We start from the raw sequence: 13,840 nt of genomic DNA on the forward strand, positions 1-13,840 counted from the left end.
TGCCGTAACTTCTCACGAGGGCAAAACAGCCAGACCTGAACCACTCGTGGCCGGCCGCAGCGGATACTTGCGGGCAGACCAAGCTGAAAAGCTGGCGAGCAGGCCACAGCAGGCGCTTGCCACGGCGCTCTCACGAGAACCGTTGGCAGTCAGGAGTTCAGGCGACGTTGAAACCTTTGTCGCGGAGGAAATCCTCGACGCGGCCCGTGTGATTGCCCTGGAGCTCTATCTGCCCGTCCTCGACAGTGCCACCGCAGGCGAACTTCGATTTGAGGTCTGAGGACAGCGAGTCCATGTCGACGTCTTTCGGGTCGAATCCCTCGATAATCGTTACCTCCTTCCCGTAACGGCGCTCGTCGATGCGGATGTTAATCTCCTGAGACTCCTTGGCGACGTCTTCACAGACGCAGAGCTCTTCAGGCAGCCCGCACGTCGAGCAGACTTCCGACATTACAATCGCGCCTACGAACACGTCCTATTAAACACTGTCGGGGACTACCGGTCGGAGACGATTCCATTGGCGATCTCGACGGCTTCGTCGGCCATCGCCTCATCGACCTCGCCACCGTACCGAAGCTGTTCACGCAACGTTGCCAGCCGCCGAACCCGGCTATCGGCCTCTATCGCGTCGAGATACGACCGAACCGTCTCACCGTTCTCGCGATGTCGGTGCTCCTTCGCGAGGACGTACATAGCCCGCTGGAACGCCTGCTCGATGTCGGTTTCGGGGTCCACGCGCCGCTGGTAGCGCAGCCACATCGTTCGATACGCCCGCTCACTGAGGCCGGTCCGTCGTGCGCCCGCTGCGATGCCGAGCAGCGCGACAACGCCGAGCGTCATTTCCTCGCGCGACGGGAGGTCCGGAAGACTCAGCCTCGTCTCGTCGCCTGTATCCGCGCGCTCCGTGGGACTCGTTTCTGTGTCGGTCTCCGTGGCTGTTGGCGTCTCTGTCGGCTCTGACTCGGTGCTCTCGGTTTCGGTCAGCGGCGCGGGCGTCGACGTGTCGGCCGGCGTGTACTGCTCTACGGGGATGCCGTCGCCGACAGTCGGGGATGATTCGTCCGGGCTCGTGTCCTCGATACGCTGCTGTCTGATTTCTTCGCGCGGTCCGGACGGTGTGGGGTCGAACTGCACCCAGCCTTGGCCGGGAAAGTACACCTCGACCCATGCGTGAGAGTTGAGCCCGCGCACGACCCACTGGTCCTCGTCGATTCGCTGGCCGGACGTGTACCCGACGGTCATGCGCGCCGGGATGCCTTGGGTCCGGAGCATCGTCGCCATCGTCGTCGCGAAGTAGACGCAGTACCCCTCGTCCATCTCGAAGAGGAAAGCGTCGGCGACGTTGAAGTCAGGTCGGTCGACGTCAAGTGAGTAGCCCTTGCTCTCCTGCAGCCACCGTTCGACGACCAGTGCCGTCTCGTAGGGGTTTTCGGCGTTCGCAGTGAGGATAGCGGTCCGCTCCGTGACCCGGGCCGGCGTGCTGTCGGGGAGCTGGGTGTACAGCTCCGCAGTCGTATCGTCGTAGTCAGTGCCAGCCTCACGCAGCCCGTCCGGGGTCGCCACGAGCAGTTCGCTCCTGACCTGATAGCTGTCCCCTGTCGACAGCGTGCCGTCCGGCTGGAACCCGCCCTCGTTGGAGACAGAGACAGACGCCTCCCCCGAGTAGCGGACAGGCTTCCATGCGGCCGGGACGGTTCCAATGGTCGACTCCGCCCGGAACTCCTGTCGAAGCGTCCGGGTTTCCCCCGGTGGGCTGTCGAGGCGCTGGTCGTCGTACGGGATGGGGTTCCCCGTCCGAACCCACCCGTTGCCGGTGTAGCGGTCGTAAGAGGTGACCCGCCAGTAGCGCGGTTCCTCGCTTTCGACCGTGTACCGTATCTCCGGGGTCAACGAGATGCTCCCGCGTACTGAGAGGGACTCCCCGGCGTCGAAGAGGCTCCCCTCGACGGTCTGGCCGTCCGACCCGTCGTCGTACGACAGCCAACTGCCGCGGGTGAACGGCACCTGTGACAGCGCCGCTGGGATAACGATTATCGCCGCCAGCTGTTCGAGGACGGCGCGCCGTCCGGTGTCGATACCCTCGCTGTCGTCGCTGGGCTGGTCCTCCCCCACGGCGACCGCACCGGGCCGCTTCGTCAGGTCCGCCGGTTCGTCCGTCGACAGCGTATCGAGCGTCCCGAAGCCGATGGTCGCCGCGATGCCGACCACGCCCAGCAGTGTGGTCACCACACCGGCGTCAGTCGTCAGGGCGAAGAACGCGAGCGCTGTGCCGGCCGTCAGCGTCGCCGTCACGTACCACCGTCGCAACGCGAAGTACCACGTCAGAAACACCGGGGCCGGCGCGAACGACAGTACCCACAGCCTGACCTTGGCGATCTGGAGCAGCGACCGCCCGGTCAGCAGGGCGGCGGTGTCAGCCAGCAGCTCCGTCACCGCCGGGTCCGTCGAGAGGTTCAGGATGTACGCGCCGAGCCCGCCGGCGAACAGCATTGCGCCGACACCGACCGCCAGCGTCGGCCTGAGCACGCGGGCCAACAGCGTCGCGCCGACGAACGAGAGTGCAACGAGTGCCAGAAACAGCGTCGGGTCGCCGACCACGTCGCTGAGATAGTACATCGTCCGCAGCGGCGCACCGATAGCCAGCGCCGCCGCAAGCAGGGCCAGTATCCGCGACCCGCTCCATGGGAGCCGGTCGCGGACCTGTTCCGTGACGGCGGCGCTCATCCGTTCACCTCGCCCGCGATGGGGTTGTCCCGACTCGCGGTTACGTCAGCGAAAGATCGGCGGCGACCGTCGACCGACACCGTGACGCCGTCACCGTTGGCTGTGATGACCACGTCGGCGTCGTCCACGCGGTCGGTTCGGCCCGCGTCAGCCCGGGCCAGCAGTTCGAGGAGCCGCGTCCGGTGGGTGTCGCCGTACCCCTGTTCGACAGCACCGTTCGGGACGGCGAGTTCGACCGCGAGACCGCTTTCCAGTGCGGCCGTCGCGATGGTGGCCGCTGCGGCGGCCATCTCGTCGGCGTATCCCTCACTGGCCGCTGCGGCGACGAGCAGGCTCCTGTCGCTCCGGCTGTCAGTGAACTCCTTGACCAGCAGGTCCTCGCGCTTGGCGCTGGATTTCCAGTGGACGTCCCGCAGCGAGTCGCCGCTGACGTACTCACGTAGCCGGTCGAACGACTGCCGGTCCTTGCTTTCCGGTGAAAACGTTCGCGTGAACGCCTCCTGACCACCCAGCTGATAGACGGGGGGATACACCAGCACGTCGGTCATGCTGTCGATGGTGTAGGTCTCCGCGACGAGCCCCAGCGCGTCCGTCACCGTCGCCTCGATGGGGCCGACCTGTTGCTCGCCCCGGGCCGCGTAGGTGACCCGGTAGGTCACCGTCGCCGGGAGGGACTTGGTTACTGCCGTCTCCCCCTCTAACCCTTCGGAGAGTCGGTCGGTTATCGTCGCGATGCCGCTGCCGTCGACCCGGAACTCGACGGGTTTCGTCTCGCCGGGAAAGCCGCGCCGGAGCCGGCCCCGTTCGACAGTTGGCGCGCCGTTCCAGCGGACCTGCACGGCGGCGGCGAACACGCCGACGAACAATGGGCCGGCGACGGCAGTGAGCCCGGGTTGACCGTATCTGGCGCTGATCAGGAGGGCGGCGACGGCAAAGACGAGGACGGCGAAACCGCGTCGTGTCGGTCTCATTCGACGGAGACGGTATCGAGTGCCTCCGCGACGAGTTCTCTGGCGTCCTGCTCGCTGCTCTCGGTGCGGATGCGATGCGGGAGGACGACCGGCGCTTCCGTCTGGATATCGTCGGGGATGACGTAACTGCGCCCGTCGAGGACGGCCCGAGCCTGTGCCGCCCGGAGCAGCGAGATGCTCCCCCGCGGGCTGACGCCCAGTTGCGCGTTCTCCCGCGTGTACCGCGCCAGTCTGGTCGCGTACGAGCGGATTGGCTCCTCGACAGTCACGTCGGCCACCGTCTCCCGGGCGGCGGACAGTGTTTCGAGGGTGGCGACCGAGGTGAGTTCCTCGATGGGATGGTGTCCCACCACGTCACCCAGCATCTCCGTCTCCGCCGCCTCGTTCGGGTAGCCCAAGTGCAGTTTCATCATGAACCGGTCGAGTTCGGCCATCGGCAGGTCGTAGGCCCGGTTCTGCTCGACCGTGTTCTGCGTCGCGATGACCGTGAACGGCTGTGGAACGGGATGCGTGGTCCCGTCGACAGACACCTGCTGTTCCTCCATGGCCTCCAACAGTGCCGACTGGGTCTTCGGCGGGGCGCGGTTGATTTCGTCGCCCAGAACGACGTTGGCGAAGATCGGGCCGGGCCGGAATTCGAACTCTTGGGTCTTCTGGTTGTAGATGTTGACGCCGGTCACGTCGGTCGGCAGGAGGTCCGGTGTGAACTGGACGCGTTTGAACTCGCCGTCGAAAGAGGCTGCGACGGATCGGGCCAGCATCGTCTTGCCGACGCCGGGGACGTCCTCAAGCAGGACGTGCCCGCGACCGAGTACCGCCGTCACGATGTGTTCGATGGCGTCGTGTTGTCCGACAATGACCTGCTCGACGTTTTCGATCACCTGATTAGCGACGCGTGTGGCGTCACGGAGGGGACTGTCCGACTGTTGACTGCGTGAGGTGTCAGTGTCTGTCATAGTCGCGATCTCGTGGGACGACGCCGCGGCACGGGGACTGGTGGAATAGTCTGTCCTGTCGACCAGTAAGTGTCTTGTGTGGTCCGCCACATCCTCCGGGCCGTTCAGTTGTACCCACGCCTACGGCGTGAGCGTATGTAACTCTGTGGATGAGTGAGAACAACACACGTCCGCTTGACGGCCGGTAGCGCCGTTCACCATGACTTACACGCCCCACAGACGAGTTGGCCGTCCTGCATCCACCGCCGCTCGACGACCTCATCACACTCGGCACAGGCGGCTCCCTCGGGCGACCACGAGTACGTCGTCACGGCCGGTTCGACTGTGTCAGCAGAGGCGTCGGAGTCCGGAGTTTGACTTTCTGTCCCTGCAGTATCATCTCCCGTAGACGTCTCGCTCTCGCTTTCGTCCTTGCTCTCGCTGCTACCGACAAAATCCTCCAGCGAGGCGTCTTCGCCCATACACCTCTGTTTTGCCCGCGGTCACAAAATACCCTGTCGGTCGTTTCGCCCGGTTACACCTGTTTTGGGGCCTCTGCCGGACCGCTATTCGGTGGCGACGCCGACGGTTAGCAGCGTCCCCAGTTCACGGTAGCGCTTGACCATCGCCTCGCGGGTCTCGAATTCGTCCGTGGGGAACGCATCCGCCGCCGGGATTTCTACCTCGCGGTCGGGGATGGTGTCCTGCGACGCAACGGCTAAGCCGGCCCCGCGGAATGCCTCGCGGTACTCGTCGGCGCTCCAGCGAGTCATCTCGATGTCGATGAACTCCTGCCACTCGTGGGAGTGGACGTTCTCCTCGTAGTAGTTCACCGCGATGTGGGCGGTCCCGCCCGGTCGTAGCACCCGCTCGATCTCTTCGAGAGTGTGTGGCGGGTCGCTGGCGTAGTAGAACGCCTCCATCGAGAACACGTGGTCGATACTGTCGGTCGCAAACGGCAGCGCGTCGAAATCGCCACGCAGGAACCCGATGCCGTCGTCATCAGTGTACTCGCGGGCGTTCCGGAGCATTTCTGGGGACCCGTCGAGCCCGTAGCAGGGACCGGCATCGTTGGTGTCCCGGAGCGCACGGAGCGCGTAGCCCGAGCCCGTCCCGAGGTCGAGTACCGTGTCGCCCGGTTCGACCGGCATCCGGGCGAGGACGTGCTTGGCGGTGTGCCAGTGCCGGTCCTCCATCCCTCTGTCCTTGCCTTCGGCCGCCCACGCGTCGAATTCCTCGCGAACACTCATACGTCGTTCCACCAGTCGTGGCCTCAAAATGCCCGCTGTTTCTGCCTGCCGGAAACACGTGTCCACCGATAGCCGTACTCGTCTGGTGATGGACATCTCAGCCCACCTCTGTACAACATATATCAGGTGGGAGATAAGTCGGTCGGAGTACTGCGACACGGTATGCGCTCGTACAAGGCCAAATCGGTAACATCGATACAGCTGCCGCCTCGTGAGCGACGTGAAAACGCACTCACAGAGGCCGGGCACAACGTCTTCAACCTCGCTGCAGCGGACGTCTTTATCGACTTGCTGACTGATTCTGGGACTGGAGCAATGAGTGACGACCAGTGGGCGGGCTTGGTGCGGGGCGACGAGGCGTACGCCGGGTCGCGCTCGTTCAAACGGTTCCGTGAGACGGTTGCCGACGTGATGGGGTTCGATCGCGTGGTCCCGACACATCAGGGCCGCGGCGCGGAGAACGTCCTGTTCGGGGCGCTACTGGACGACGGTGATGTCGTTCTCAACAACACGCACTTTGACACCACCCGCGCACACGTAACGAATCAGGGTGCAACTGCGGTTGACTGCCCGGCGGAGACGGACCTTACCGCTGACAGCGTCGGGCCGTTTGCGGGAAACTTCGCCACAGACCGAGGGTGGGACGCTGTCGAGGAGTACGGGCAAGATGCTGTTTCGGCTGTCGTCCTGACGATCACGAACAACTCCGCCGCCGGCCAGCCGGTATCGATGGAAAACATACGCGAGACGGCCGCTTTCGCCACGGAAATCGACGCGACGTTCGTCATTGACGCCTGTCGGTTCGCCGAGAACGCACAGTTCATCAAGCAACGAGACCCCGAATACGCCGATACGCCCCTCAGTGAGATTGCTCGCGAGCAGTTACGTCCCGCGGATGCAATCACGATGAGTGGGAAAAAAGATGCACTCGCAAACATTGGCGGGTTCACGGCCGTCCGCGACGCTGCCCTGTTCGAACAGTGCAAACAGCGCGCGATCCTCTATGAAGGGTTCCCGACCTACGGTGGCCTCGCGGGCCGCGACCTCGAAGCGATGGCCACCGGTCTCCGGGAAGCGGTCGAACCCCCGTACGTCGCCGAGCGACTCGAACAGGTCGCGACCCTCGGCGACCTCCTGCGTGAGCGCGATATCCCGATTGTCACACCGACCGGCGGTCACGCCGTCTACATCGATGCGGCCGCCCTGCTCCCGGACATTCCCGCCGACCAGTTCCCCGGCCAGCGACTCGTCTGTGAACTCTACCGCGAAGGGGGCGTCCGGACAGTCGAACTCGGCTCGTTTGCTTTCCCCGGGGCCGACCGCCCGGAACTCGTCCGTCTCGCTCTTCCTCGCCGGACGTACTGGCGTGAACACCTCGAACATATCGCAGAGACCGCTGCGCGAGTTCGTGACCGGCGCGACGAGTACACCGGTCTGGAAATCGTCTGGGAGCCACCGATGGAAGAGCTCAGACACTTCTCAGCGGAACTCGAGCCCGTCGCGTAGGCTTGTTCGCCCGTGGCTCCGGACGACAGGGGCTCCCGAGCAGCTACGTAGTGGCCGGGAACGCAAACGCAAAGTAGGGCCACGCTAACGTTCAGGTAATGCAAGGACTGCTGTCGGAACTGCTCCAGAGCATCATCGACATGCCCGGCTGGTTCATCGGCGTGGCACTGAACGACCCGCTGGCGGCACTCATGCTCGCCGTCGGTGCCGTCATCACGACTGTCTCAGTCGTCTTCTTCGGGTACCTGTCGCTGGGGGCTGTGCTCTCGCTGTTCAGCGGCTCCGGCGGTCGAGGACCGCCCCAAGCAAATCGATAGCCGTCTCGATATCCGGCCCGAGCGGCGACGCGAACACGATACTGTCGGCATATTCCTCTAACTCCGCCGTGCGTTCCGCGACCGTTTCGGGCGTTCCGGCGATACAGAACGCGTCTAGCATCGCTTCGGTCACGTGCTCGAATGCCGTCGGGAACTCGCCAGCCGAAATCGCCTGCCCGATGTTCTCTGCGACCTCGTGGTCGATGCCGTGGCGGTCAAGCACCGGCGGCGGGGACCCCGCGGCGACGAACGCGACCGGCGGCCGGGCGGCTTCTCGCGCTTCGGCCTCGTCCTCGGCGACTGAGACACTGGCGTAGGCTGCGAGGTCGAACTCACCGTACTTGTCGGGCCGTTCGTCGGCCATGTCTTCTACCTGCTCACGTGCCCACGCGAGGTCCTTGGGATGTGCCCCGTTGTACAGCGCGCCGTCGGCGTGCTTGGCTGACATCCGGGTCATGTGCGGCCCCTGTGCGCCGACGTACACCGGGATCTCGCCGACCTCGTAGTTCAGCCCCGCGTCGACCGCCTCGAACGTCCCGTGGTGGTCGACCCGCTCGCCGTCCCAGAGCTTCCGGGCAGTCGTGAACGTCTCAAGCACGCGCCGCAGCGCGTCGTCGTGGCCGAAGCCGAGATTGCTGAGTGTCGACTTGTCTCCCGGCCCGATGCCGAAGACGGCTCGCCCGTCGCTCAGCTCGTCCAGTGTTGCCACCCGTGAGGCCAGCGTCACCGGGTGCGTCTCGTAGGGATTGGCGATGCCGGGACCGAGCAGGACCTCCTCGGTCCGTTCGGCCATCGCGGTCAGCGACATGAACTGGTCGCGGTTGTTGTAGTGATGACTGACGTACACGGCGTCGAGCGCGTTCGATTCGGCCTGTTCGGCAAACGAGGCGAGCTGTGCGACCGGGTGTTCTGGGGTGAGTTCAATCGCGTACATGTGACCACTTTCTGAGTGCTTGTCTGACGACATCCTTCTCGGGGTCGCGGAACAGCTGCTCGCTGCCCGCGTGGTCGCCGAAGTCGAAATCACGGACGACTGCGGCGGGTGTTCCGCCGTCGCCTTCGCCGGTGACGAGGTTGGCCGCGGCGGCGAGTTCGTCGACGACGGCTTGGACGGTGGCTTCGAGTTCGCGCCCATCGCGGTCGTGTTCGCCACGCCAGTCCCGTGAGGCAGAAAGACCGGCCCAGCCCAGTGCGACGCCGCGCTGGCCGAGGCGGAACGGCCGCCCCGACGTGTCGGTGACGATGACGCTGGGTTCGACCCCCGCTTGTTCGCGGATACCGGCACGGATGGCTTCGGCCTCCGCTGTCGGGTCTTCGGGGAGCAAGAGGAGATCGGCACCGGGCACGTTCGAGCGGTCGATACCCGCGTTGACCGTGATATGCCCGAACTGTGTCACCCCGAGAATAAAGGGCGCTTCGACGAGCACTTCTTCACACTCGTCGAGAATCGCCTGCGCCATCCGCGGGTCCTTCTCTTCGTCGGCGATGTCCTCGATGGTCGCCGCGATGCGCTCGGCGCGCTCGCCCGGCTCGTACGAGGCCAGCGACCGCCCGCGTCCGTTGGCCTTTGAGACGATAGTGCTGGCGACACAGATCACGTCGTCGTCCCGAAGGTCGGCCTGCTCGACGAGCAGTCCCGCCACGTCGTCGCCGGGGCATACCTCGGGCAACCCCTCGACCGCGAAGACTTCCATACCGCTTCTGAGAACCCTGCGGGAAAAAGACCCCCGCTCGCTGCAAAGCCGGCCAACAGTGGCAACAGCTGCCGGTAATCCCGGGCACAACGACGTTCACTGGTCCGGACTACAGTTCGTGCTGGGCTACGTCGAGCGATCCGTTATCGACTGTCGCAGTCAGCATCGTCGGGCGGTCAGCCGGCGATGCTCCAGTGACGCTGCCGGGGTTCAGAAGCCGAACGCCCTCGTAGACGGTGTCAGTCCGTTCGTGCGTGTGGCCGGCGACGCCGACGGCGCTGCTGTCGGCTTCCTGCCTGACTGTGGCGGCGACGCGGTCTGTCCAGCCACGCGGCGACCCAGTGCCGTGTGTCACGACGAATGTGACGCCACCGAGTTCGACTGTCGCCCGCTCCGGCAGCCCGATGTGCGGGTCGATATTTCCCGAGACGGCGGTCAGTGCCGTCGCCATGTGACGGATATCAGCGAGCGCCCCTTTGCTGTCGAAGTCGCCAGCGTGAATGACGTGGTCAGCGACCTCGATGCGCTCCCGGAACGACGGCGGAATCTCGTGTTCCCGGGACGGGATGTGCGAATCGCTGATGAGAGCGACATCCATGCAGATGTATCGTGTCGGCGTTCGAAAAGGGTTACTCCCACGGAAACGGTGCCGACTGGTCGTCTTGGTGACGCTACTCTGTGGACGAAAACACGTCCCGCAGTCCGTCCAACTGCTCGACCAGACGGCCGATGCCGTCGTTGATTGTTGCGACCCGCTCGTCGATGTTGTCCGCCGGAACGGCTCCCTGTGGTGTCGGCTCGATGAGTTCGTCGTCTTCCAGCATCCGCAGCGAGTACCGCACCTTGTGTTTCGGGACGCCTGTCTCCTCGGCGAGCCGAACGATACCGATCGGCCCGTTCTCGATGACAGCTTCGAGGATCGACAGGTCCCGCCCCTCCTTCTCGACCTGATCTTCCAGTCGGTCCATTCCCATAGTAAATCGTACCTGTGCTTTTACCGCCGCGACACATAAACGCCCCAGTTCCGGCACTGTGACTCGGGTTTTCTCTGTCCCGTTGTGCGGTGATACGCGTCCGAACTGGCGGCGCTATTCGTCCGACACTGGTGTTCGGCGAAGTTCGTCGAGCTGGTCCCTGAGTTTACTTAGCTCCGTCTCTAGTTCTTCGCGGCGGTCGATGAGCGCGCTCAGTTCCTCCGTGTTGACCGAGTAGTCGTTGTCCATCGCCACGTCCAATGCATCGGTCGTCGCGCTCGTGAGGCCGGACGCGACCCGCAACACTTCACTCGGCGTCCCACGAGATTCGTACAGTTCCTGTTCGCCCGATAGCGGGCTGTAAGTCACCATCGGCGACTCGACGCCGCGGTGGTAGCTCACCGCGTAGCTCGTGTCCGTCACCGGGTTGAGGCGGTCGTCCGCTCGCTCCGTTCGGACGATGTTGAACGGTTCAGCCAGTGCGGGAAACGTGTCGGCGAGATCTCGAAGCCGGTCCGCGGCGGTCACGTCCAGTTGAGCCTCCACGTCGCCGAAGAACTGCCGTGAGTTGGTGAGACTAAACGCCACGGTGTAAAACACCGACTCGTCGCTGTCCGCCAGATTCCGAACTCGGTCGCGGACCTCCTCGTGGCGACCCTCGATAGTGAGCTTCTCCAGTTCCTCAAGCAGCGCCCGGACGCCCTCCTCGCGTTCGAGGAACGCCTCGACGATTGCGCCGGGCATTTCCTCGCCATCCACGTCCTCCATGGCCACTCTTTTGCGGGGGCTCGTAAACAGTTTGTCGCTGGCAGCCGCTAATCGGCACGCCTTACACCCAACACAAAACATATGCCATCCCGCGTGAAGTGATAGCACGTCCGACCTCGGTGGACGGACACTATGACAGGCTAAGGGGGGCACTTCCCCGGACGTCTGCTATTGTGCTGCGCGTGTGGTATCAGTATATGCGGTTTTATCGACCAGTAGGCGGTGTTTACTGCTTGCTGGACAGTTATTAAAACGCGTACTCGTGCTGTAGCACGAAAGTGAGGCGATGAAACGCATCGCTCGTCAAAATTAAATCCAGAGGAACGCCCGGAGCGGGATTTGAACCCGGGCAAACGCTCGTTGCGCTCGCGTTTGCGTGATTCAAATCCGCTCGTTACGGATCTGCGACTCACGAATTTGTTCGTCGCAAAAGTACGCCCGGAGCGGGATTTGAACCCGCGTCACGACCGTGACAGGGTCGTATGATGGGCCACTACACCATCCGGGCAGTCTACGAGCACACGCTGACCGTGCTCGTCAGTTGGGTCGCAATAGGAACGCCCGGAGCGGGATTTGAACCCGCGTCACGACCGTGACAGGGTCGTATGATGGGCCACTACACCATCCGGGCCTTCGTTGCATTTCTTCGTACCTTGGTGTCGGTATTAAGACTTTCCAAAGAGACCCGCCCCGGGATGAGTGCACATGACGGGACCCAAAGTTCTATGTCCAGTCTGCTTCATGTGGTTGGTAGGAGCAAACACGCCCGCAGTCCGTGAGGATGGGCGGGTCCGATAGCCACGGCAGAGCGACTTGGTAAGTGTTATATGCACCCCGACAGTACGGCCCTGTAGTATCTCGTGACAGCCACCTTCTCCAGCAGCAGGCCAAACGCACACGCACACACATGGTAGATGTAAGTCAACACGACCTCGTCCCAGACCACAGTGTCGTCGACGAGGACGACCTCGAAGCAGTACTCACGGAGTATGAAATCAAGAAGACGGACCTCCCGAAGATCAAGCGCACCGACAAGGCGCTGCCCGATGACGCCGAAGTCGGTGACGTGGTTCGGATTGTCCGAGACTCCAGAACGACGGACGAAGCCGTCGTGTATCGACTGGTGGTAGAATAATGAACACACAAGATCGCCGCGCTATATCGCGTGAATATTTCGCCAAGGAACGGCTCGCCGAACACCACTTCCGCTCGTTCAACGCGTTCCTCGACCGAGGGATGCAGCAGGTCGTCGACGAGAAAGAGACCATCGAGACCGACATCGGTGACAAGGAAGGGCAGGAACCGGTGTGGGTCGAACTGGGCGACGTTCGCGTCGTCACCCCTCGCGTTCGCGAGGCCGACGGCAGCGAGGAACTGCTGTACCCCCAAGAAGCCCGGCTTCGGAACATCACCTACTCCGCGCCGGTGTTCATGGAGATGGCCATCGTCCGCGGTGGCGAGGAGGAACCGGAGGAAGTCGTCGACCGAACTGAGACCAAGATCGGACGGATGCCCATCATGGTCGGGTCGAACAAGTGCAACATTGCGGGCTTCAACGACGAGGAGCTCATCGACATCGGCGAGGACCCCGCAGACCCCGGTGGCTACTTCTGTGTCAACGGCTCCGAGCGGGTGCTGATGACCAGCGAGGACCTCGCCCCGAACAAGATTCTGGCCGAGTATGACACCAAGTACGGCGACGAGGTGCAGGTCGCCAAGACGTTCTCCCAGCGCCGCGGGTACCGCGCGCTGGTGCTGTGTGAACGGACGCGTGACGGGCTGCTTGAAGTCTCGTTCCCGTCCGTCTCGGGCAGCATCGACTTCGTCACGCTGGTCCGTGCGCTGGGGCTGGAGTCGGACGAGGAGATCGTCCACCGCGTCAGCGAGGACCCGGAAATCGTGAAGTTCATGCTGGAGAACTTAGAGGAGGCCGAGGTCCAGACGACCGAGGAAGCCATCGAGACGCTGGGCAAGCGCGTCGCCTCCGGGCAGGGCAAGAACTACCAGCTCAAACGGGCCAACTACGTCATCGACCGCTATCTCCTCCCGCACCTGCACGAGGAAGGCGTCGAGGAAGAAGAGGTCCGTATCAACAAGGCGTTCTACCTCTGCCGGATGGCCGAGGCGTGTTTCGAACTCGCACTCGAACGCCGCGAATCCGACGACAAGGACCACTACGCCAACAAGCGGCTGAAGGTCAGCGGCGACCTGATGACCGACCTGTTCCGGACGGCGCTGAACAAGCTCGCCCGGGACGTGAAATATCAGCTGGAACGGGCCAACATGCGGAACCGCCAGCTGTCCGTCTCCACCGTGGTTCGCTCGGACGTGCTGACCGAGCGACTCGAACACCCGATCGCGACGGGGAACTGGGTCGGCGGCCGCTCCGGCGTGAGCCAGCTGGTCGACCGGACCGACTTCATGGGGGTGCTGTCACACCTCCGCCGACTGCGCTCGCCGCTCAGTCGCTCCCAGCCACACTTCGAGGCACGGGACCTGCACGCGACCCAGTGGGGTCGCATCTGTCCCTCCGAGACGCCGGAGGGTCCGAACTGTGGGCTGGTGAAGAACTTCGCTCAGGCGATGGAGCTGTCACAGGACGTTGCGGACCCACAGGGTCTCAAACAGGAACTTGCAGAGATGGGGGTTCAGGGCATCCCCGGTATCGAGTCGATCGAACAGCAGCCCGCGGACGATTAAC

15 protein-coding genes and 2 tRNA genes are annotated in these 13,840 nt (G+C 63.8%); 4 read left to right on the top strand and 13 right to left on the bottom strand.

The window, feature by feature from the left end; translation table 11 throughout:
• Nucleotides 1–157 precede the first annotated feature (157 nt).
• From yciH to Har1129_RS15955, 6 genes are all read right to left on the bottom strand, one after another.
• A complete protein-coding gene (yciH, locus tag Har1129_RS15930) occupies nucleotides 158–451 on the bottom strand; it encodes a stress response translation initiation inhibitor YciH (RefSeq protein WP_004516073.1) in 294 nt (97 codons plus the stop codon).
• A gap of 44 nt (nucleotides 452–495) precedes the next feature.
• Entirely contained in the window at nucleotides 496–2,724 is a 2,229-nt protein-coding gene (locus Har1129_RS15935) for a transglutaminase domain-containing protein (RefSeq protein ID WP_151101692.1), read from the bottom strand.
• A complete protein-coding gene (locus tag Har1129_RS15940; RefSeq protein ID WP_151101694.1) occupies nucleotides 2,721–3,695 on the bottom strand; it encodes a DUF58 domain-containing protein in 975 nt (324 codons plus the stop codon). The genes Har1129_RS15935 and Har1129_RS15940 overlap by 4 nt, the downstream gene beginning before the upstream one ends.
• Nucleotides 3,692–4,651 (bottom strand): MoxR family ATPase, encoded by a 960-nt coding sequence (locus Har1129_RS15945; protein ID WP_151101695.1) that lies wholly within the window; start codon nucleotides 4,649–4,651, stop codon nucleotides 3,692–3,694. The genes Har1129_RS15940 and Har1129_RS15945 overlap by 4 nt, the downstream gene beginning before the upstream one ends.
• Before the next feature lie 194 nt (nucleotides 4,652–4,845).
• Nucleotides 4,846–5,112, bottom strand: coding sequence for a hypothetical protein (locus Har1129_RS15950; protein ID WP_151101697.1), 267 nt, complete (start codon nucleotides 5,110–5,112; stop codon nucleotides 4,846–4,848).
• A gap of 84 nt (nucleotides 5,113–5,196) precedes the next feature.
• Complete coding sequence (locus Har1129_RS15955; protein WP_151101699.1) at nucleotides 5,197–5,880, bottom strand: class I SAM-dependent methyltransferase; 684 nt, start codon at nucleotides 5,878–5,880, stop codon at nucleotides 5,197–5,199.
• 162 nt (nucleotides 5,881–6,042) lie between these two features.
• Between Har1129_RS15955 and Har1129_RS15960 the strand changes: the two genes are divergently transcribed.
• The gene (locus tag Har1129_RS15960) at nucleotides 6,043–7,386 is read left to right on the top strand and encodes a tryptophanase (protein ID WP_151101700.1); all 1,344 of its coding nucleotides are present in this window, start codon (nucleotides 6,043–6,045) and stop codon (nucleotides 7,384–7,386) included.
• A gap of 98 nt (nucleotides 7,387–7,484) precedes the next feature.
• The gene (locus tag Har1129_RS15965) at nucleotides 7,485–7,703 is read left to right on the top strand and encodes a hypothetical protein (protein ID WP_151101702.1); all 219 of its coding nucleotides are present in this window, start codon (nucleotides 7,485–7,487) and stop codon (nucleotides 7,701–7,703) included.
• Here the strand turns inward: Har1129_RS15965 and Har1129_RS15970 are convergent.
• From Har1129_RS15970 to Har1129_RS16000, 7 genes are all read right to left on the bottom strand, one after another.
• Entirely contained in the window at nucleotides 7,660–8,637 is a 978-nt protein-coding gene (locus Har1129_RS15970) for a 5,10-methylenetetrahydromethanopterin reductase (protein ID WP_151101704.1), read from the bottom strand. The two genes, Har1129_RS15965 and Har1129_RS15970, sit on opposite strands and share 44 nt — an antisense overlap.
• On the bottom strand, nucleotides 8,624–9,397 hold the full coding sequence (locus Har1129_RS15975) for a coenzyme F420-0:L-glutamate ligase (protein WP_151101706.1): 774 nt from the start codon (nucleotides 9,395–9,397) through the stop codon (nucleotides 8,624–8,626). The genes Har1129_RS15970 and Har1129_RS15975 overlap by 14 nt, the downstream gene beginning before the upstream one ends.
• 109 nt (nucleotides 9,398–9,506) lie before the next feature.
• Entirely contained in the window at nucleotides 9,507–9,995 is a 489-nt protein-coding gene (locus Har1129_RS15980) for a metallophosphoesterase family protein (RefSeq protein WP_151101708.1), read from the bottom strand.
• 73 nt (nucleotides 9,996–10,068) lie between these two features.
• Nucleotides 10,069–10,365, bottom strand: coding sequence for a winged helix-turn-helix transcriptional regulator (locus Har1129_RS15985; RefSeq protein ID WP_191906188.1), 297 nt, complete (start codon nucleotides 10,363–10,365; stop codon nucleotides 10,069–10,071).
• A 120-nt stretch (nucleotides 10,366–10,485) separates the two neighbouring features.
• Nucleotides 10,486–11,139: a hypothetical protein gene (locus Har1129_RS15990; RefSeq protein WP_151101711.1), complete on the bottom strand. Its 654-nt coding sequence runs from the start codon at nucleotides 11,137–11,139 to the stop codon at nucleotides 10,486–10,488.
• 435 nt (nucleotides 11,140–11,574) lie between these two features.
• Nucleotides 11,575–11,647: transfer RNA gene (locus tag Har1129_RS15995), tRNA-Asp, on the bottom strand.
• A gap of 50 nt (nucleotides 11,648–11,697) precedes the next feature.
• Nucleotides 11,698–11,770 (bottom strand) — tRNA-Asp (locus Har1129_RS16000).
• A 276-nt stretch (nucleotides 11,771–12,046) separates the two neighbouring features.
• On the opposite strand from Har1129_RS16000, the gene Har1129_RS16005 reads away from it, so the two are divergent.
• On the top strand, nucleotides 12,047–12,274 hold the full coding sequence (locus Har1129_RS16005) for a DNA-directed RNA polymerase subunit H (protein ID WP_004959115.1): 228 nt from the start codon (nucleotides 12,047–12,049) through the stop codon (nucleotides 12,272–12,274).
• On the top strand, nucleotides 12,274–13,839 hold the full coding sequence (locus Har1129_RS16010) for a DNA-directed RNA polymerase subunit B'' (protein ID WP_151101713.1): 1,566 nt from the start codon (nucleotides 12,274–12,276) through the stop codon (nucleotides 13,837–13,839). Before Har1129_RS16005 ends, Har1129_RS16010 begins: the two co-directional genes overlap by 1 nt.
• The last annotated feature ends 1 nt before the right edge of the window (nucleotide 13,840 follow it).

Source organism: Haloarcula sp. CBA1129, from assembly GCF_008729015.1.
Lineage (GTDB): Archaea > Halobacteriota > Halobacteria > Halobacteriales > Haloarculaceae > Haloarcula.

What these genes read in the sequence shown, in the direction of transcription:
- Har1129_RS15965 (WP_151101702.1), top strand. Translation starts at nt 7,485, where the DNA reads ATGCAAGGACTGCTGTCGGAACTGCTCCAGAGCATCATCGACATGCCC.
- Har1129_RS15955 (WP_151101699.1), bottom strand. Translation starts at nt 5,880, where the DNA reads ATGAGTGTTCGCGAGGAATTCGACGCGTGGGCGGCCGAAGGCAAGGAC.
- Har1129_RS15950 (WP_151101697.1), bottom strand. Translation starts at nt 5,112, where the DNA reads ATGGGCGAAGACGCCTCGCTGGAGGATTTTGTCGGTAGCAGCGAGAGC.
- Har1129_RS15980 (WP_151101708.1), bottom strand. Translation starts at nt 9,995, where the DNA reads ATGGATGTCGCTCTCATCAGCGATTCGCACATCCCGTCCCGGGAACAC.
- Har1129_RS15945 (WP_151101695.1), bottom strand. Translation starts at nt 4,651, where the DNA reads ATGACAGACACTGACACCTCACGCAGTCAACAGTCGGACAGTCCCCTC.
- Har1129_RS15975 (WP_151101706.1), bottom strand. Translation starts at nt 9,397, where the DNA reads ATGGAAGTCTTCGCGGTCGAGGGGTTGCCCGAGGTATGCCCCGGCGAC.
- yciH (WP_004516073.1), bottom strand. Translation starts at nt 451, where the DNA reads ATGTCGGAAGTCTGCTCGACGTGCGGGCTGCCTGAAGAGCTCTGCGTC.
- Har1129_RS15935 (WP_151101692.1), bottom strand. Translation starts at nt 2,724, where the DNA reads ATGAGCGCCGCCGTCACGGAACAGGTCCGCGACCGGCTCCCATGGAGC.
- Har1129_RS16010 (WP_151101713.1), top strand. Translation starts at nt 12,274, where the DNA reads ATGAACACACAAGATCGCCGCGCTATATCGCGTGAATATTTCGCCAAG.
- Har1129_RS15985 (WP_191906188.1), bottom strand. Translation starts at nt 10,365, where the DNA reads ATGGACCGACTGGAAGATCAGGTCGAGAAGGAGGGGCGGGACCTGTCG.
- Har1129_RS15970 (WP_151101704.1), bottom strand. Translation starts at nt 8,637, where the DNA reads ATGTACGCGATTGAACTCACCCCAGAACACCCGGTCGCACAGCTCGCC.
- Har1129_RS16005 (WP_004959115.1), top strand. Translation starts at nt 12,047, where the DNA reads ATGGTAGATGTAAGTCAACACGACCTCGTCCCAGACCACAGTGTCGTC.
- Har1129_RS15990 (WP_151101711.1), bottom strand. Translation starts at nt 11,139, where the DNA reads ATGGAGGACGTGGATGGCGAGGAAATGCCCGGCGCAATCGTCGAGGCG.
- Har1129_RS15960 (WP_151101700.1), top strand. Translation starts at nt 6,043, where the DNA reads ATGCGCTCGTACAAGGCCAAATCGGTAACATCGATACAGCTGCCGCCT.
- Har1129_RS15940 (WP_151101694.1), bottom strand. Translation starts at nt 3,695, where the DNA reads ATGAGACCGACACGACGCGGTTTCGCCGTCCTCGTCTTTGCCGTCGCC.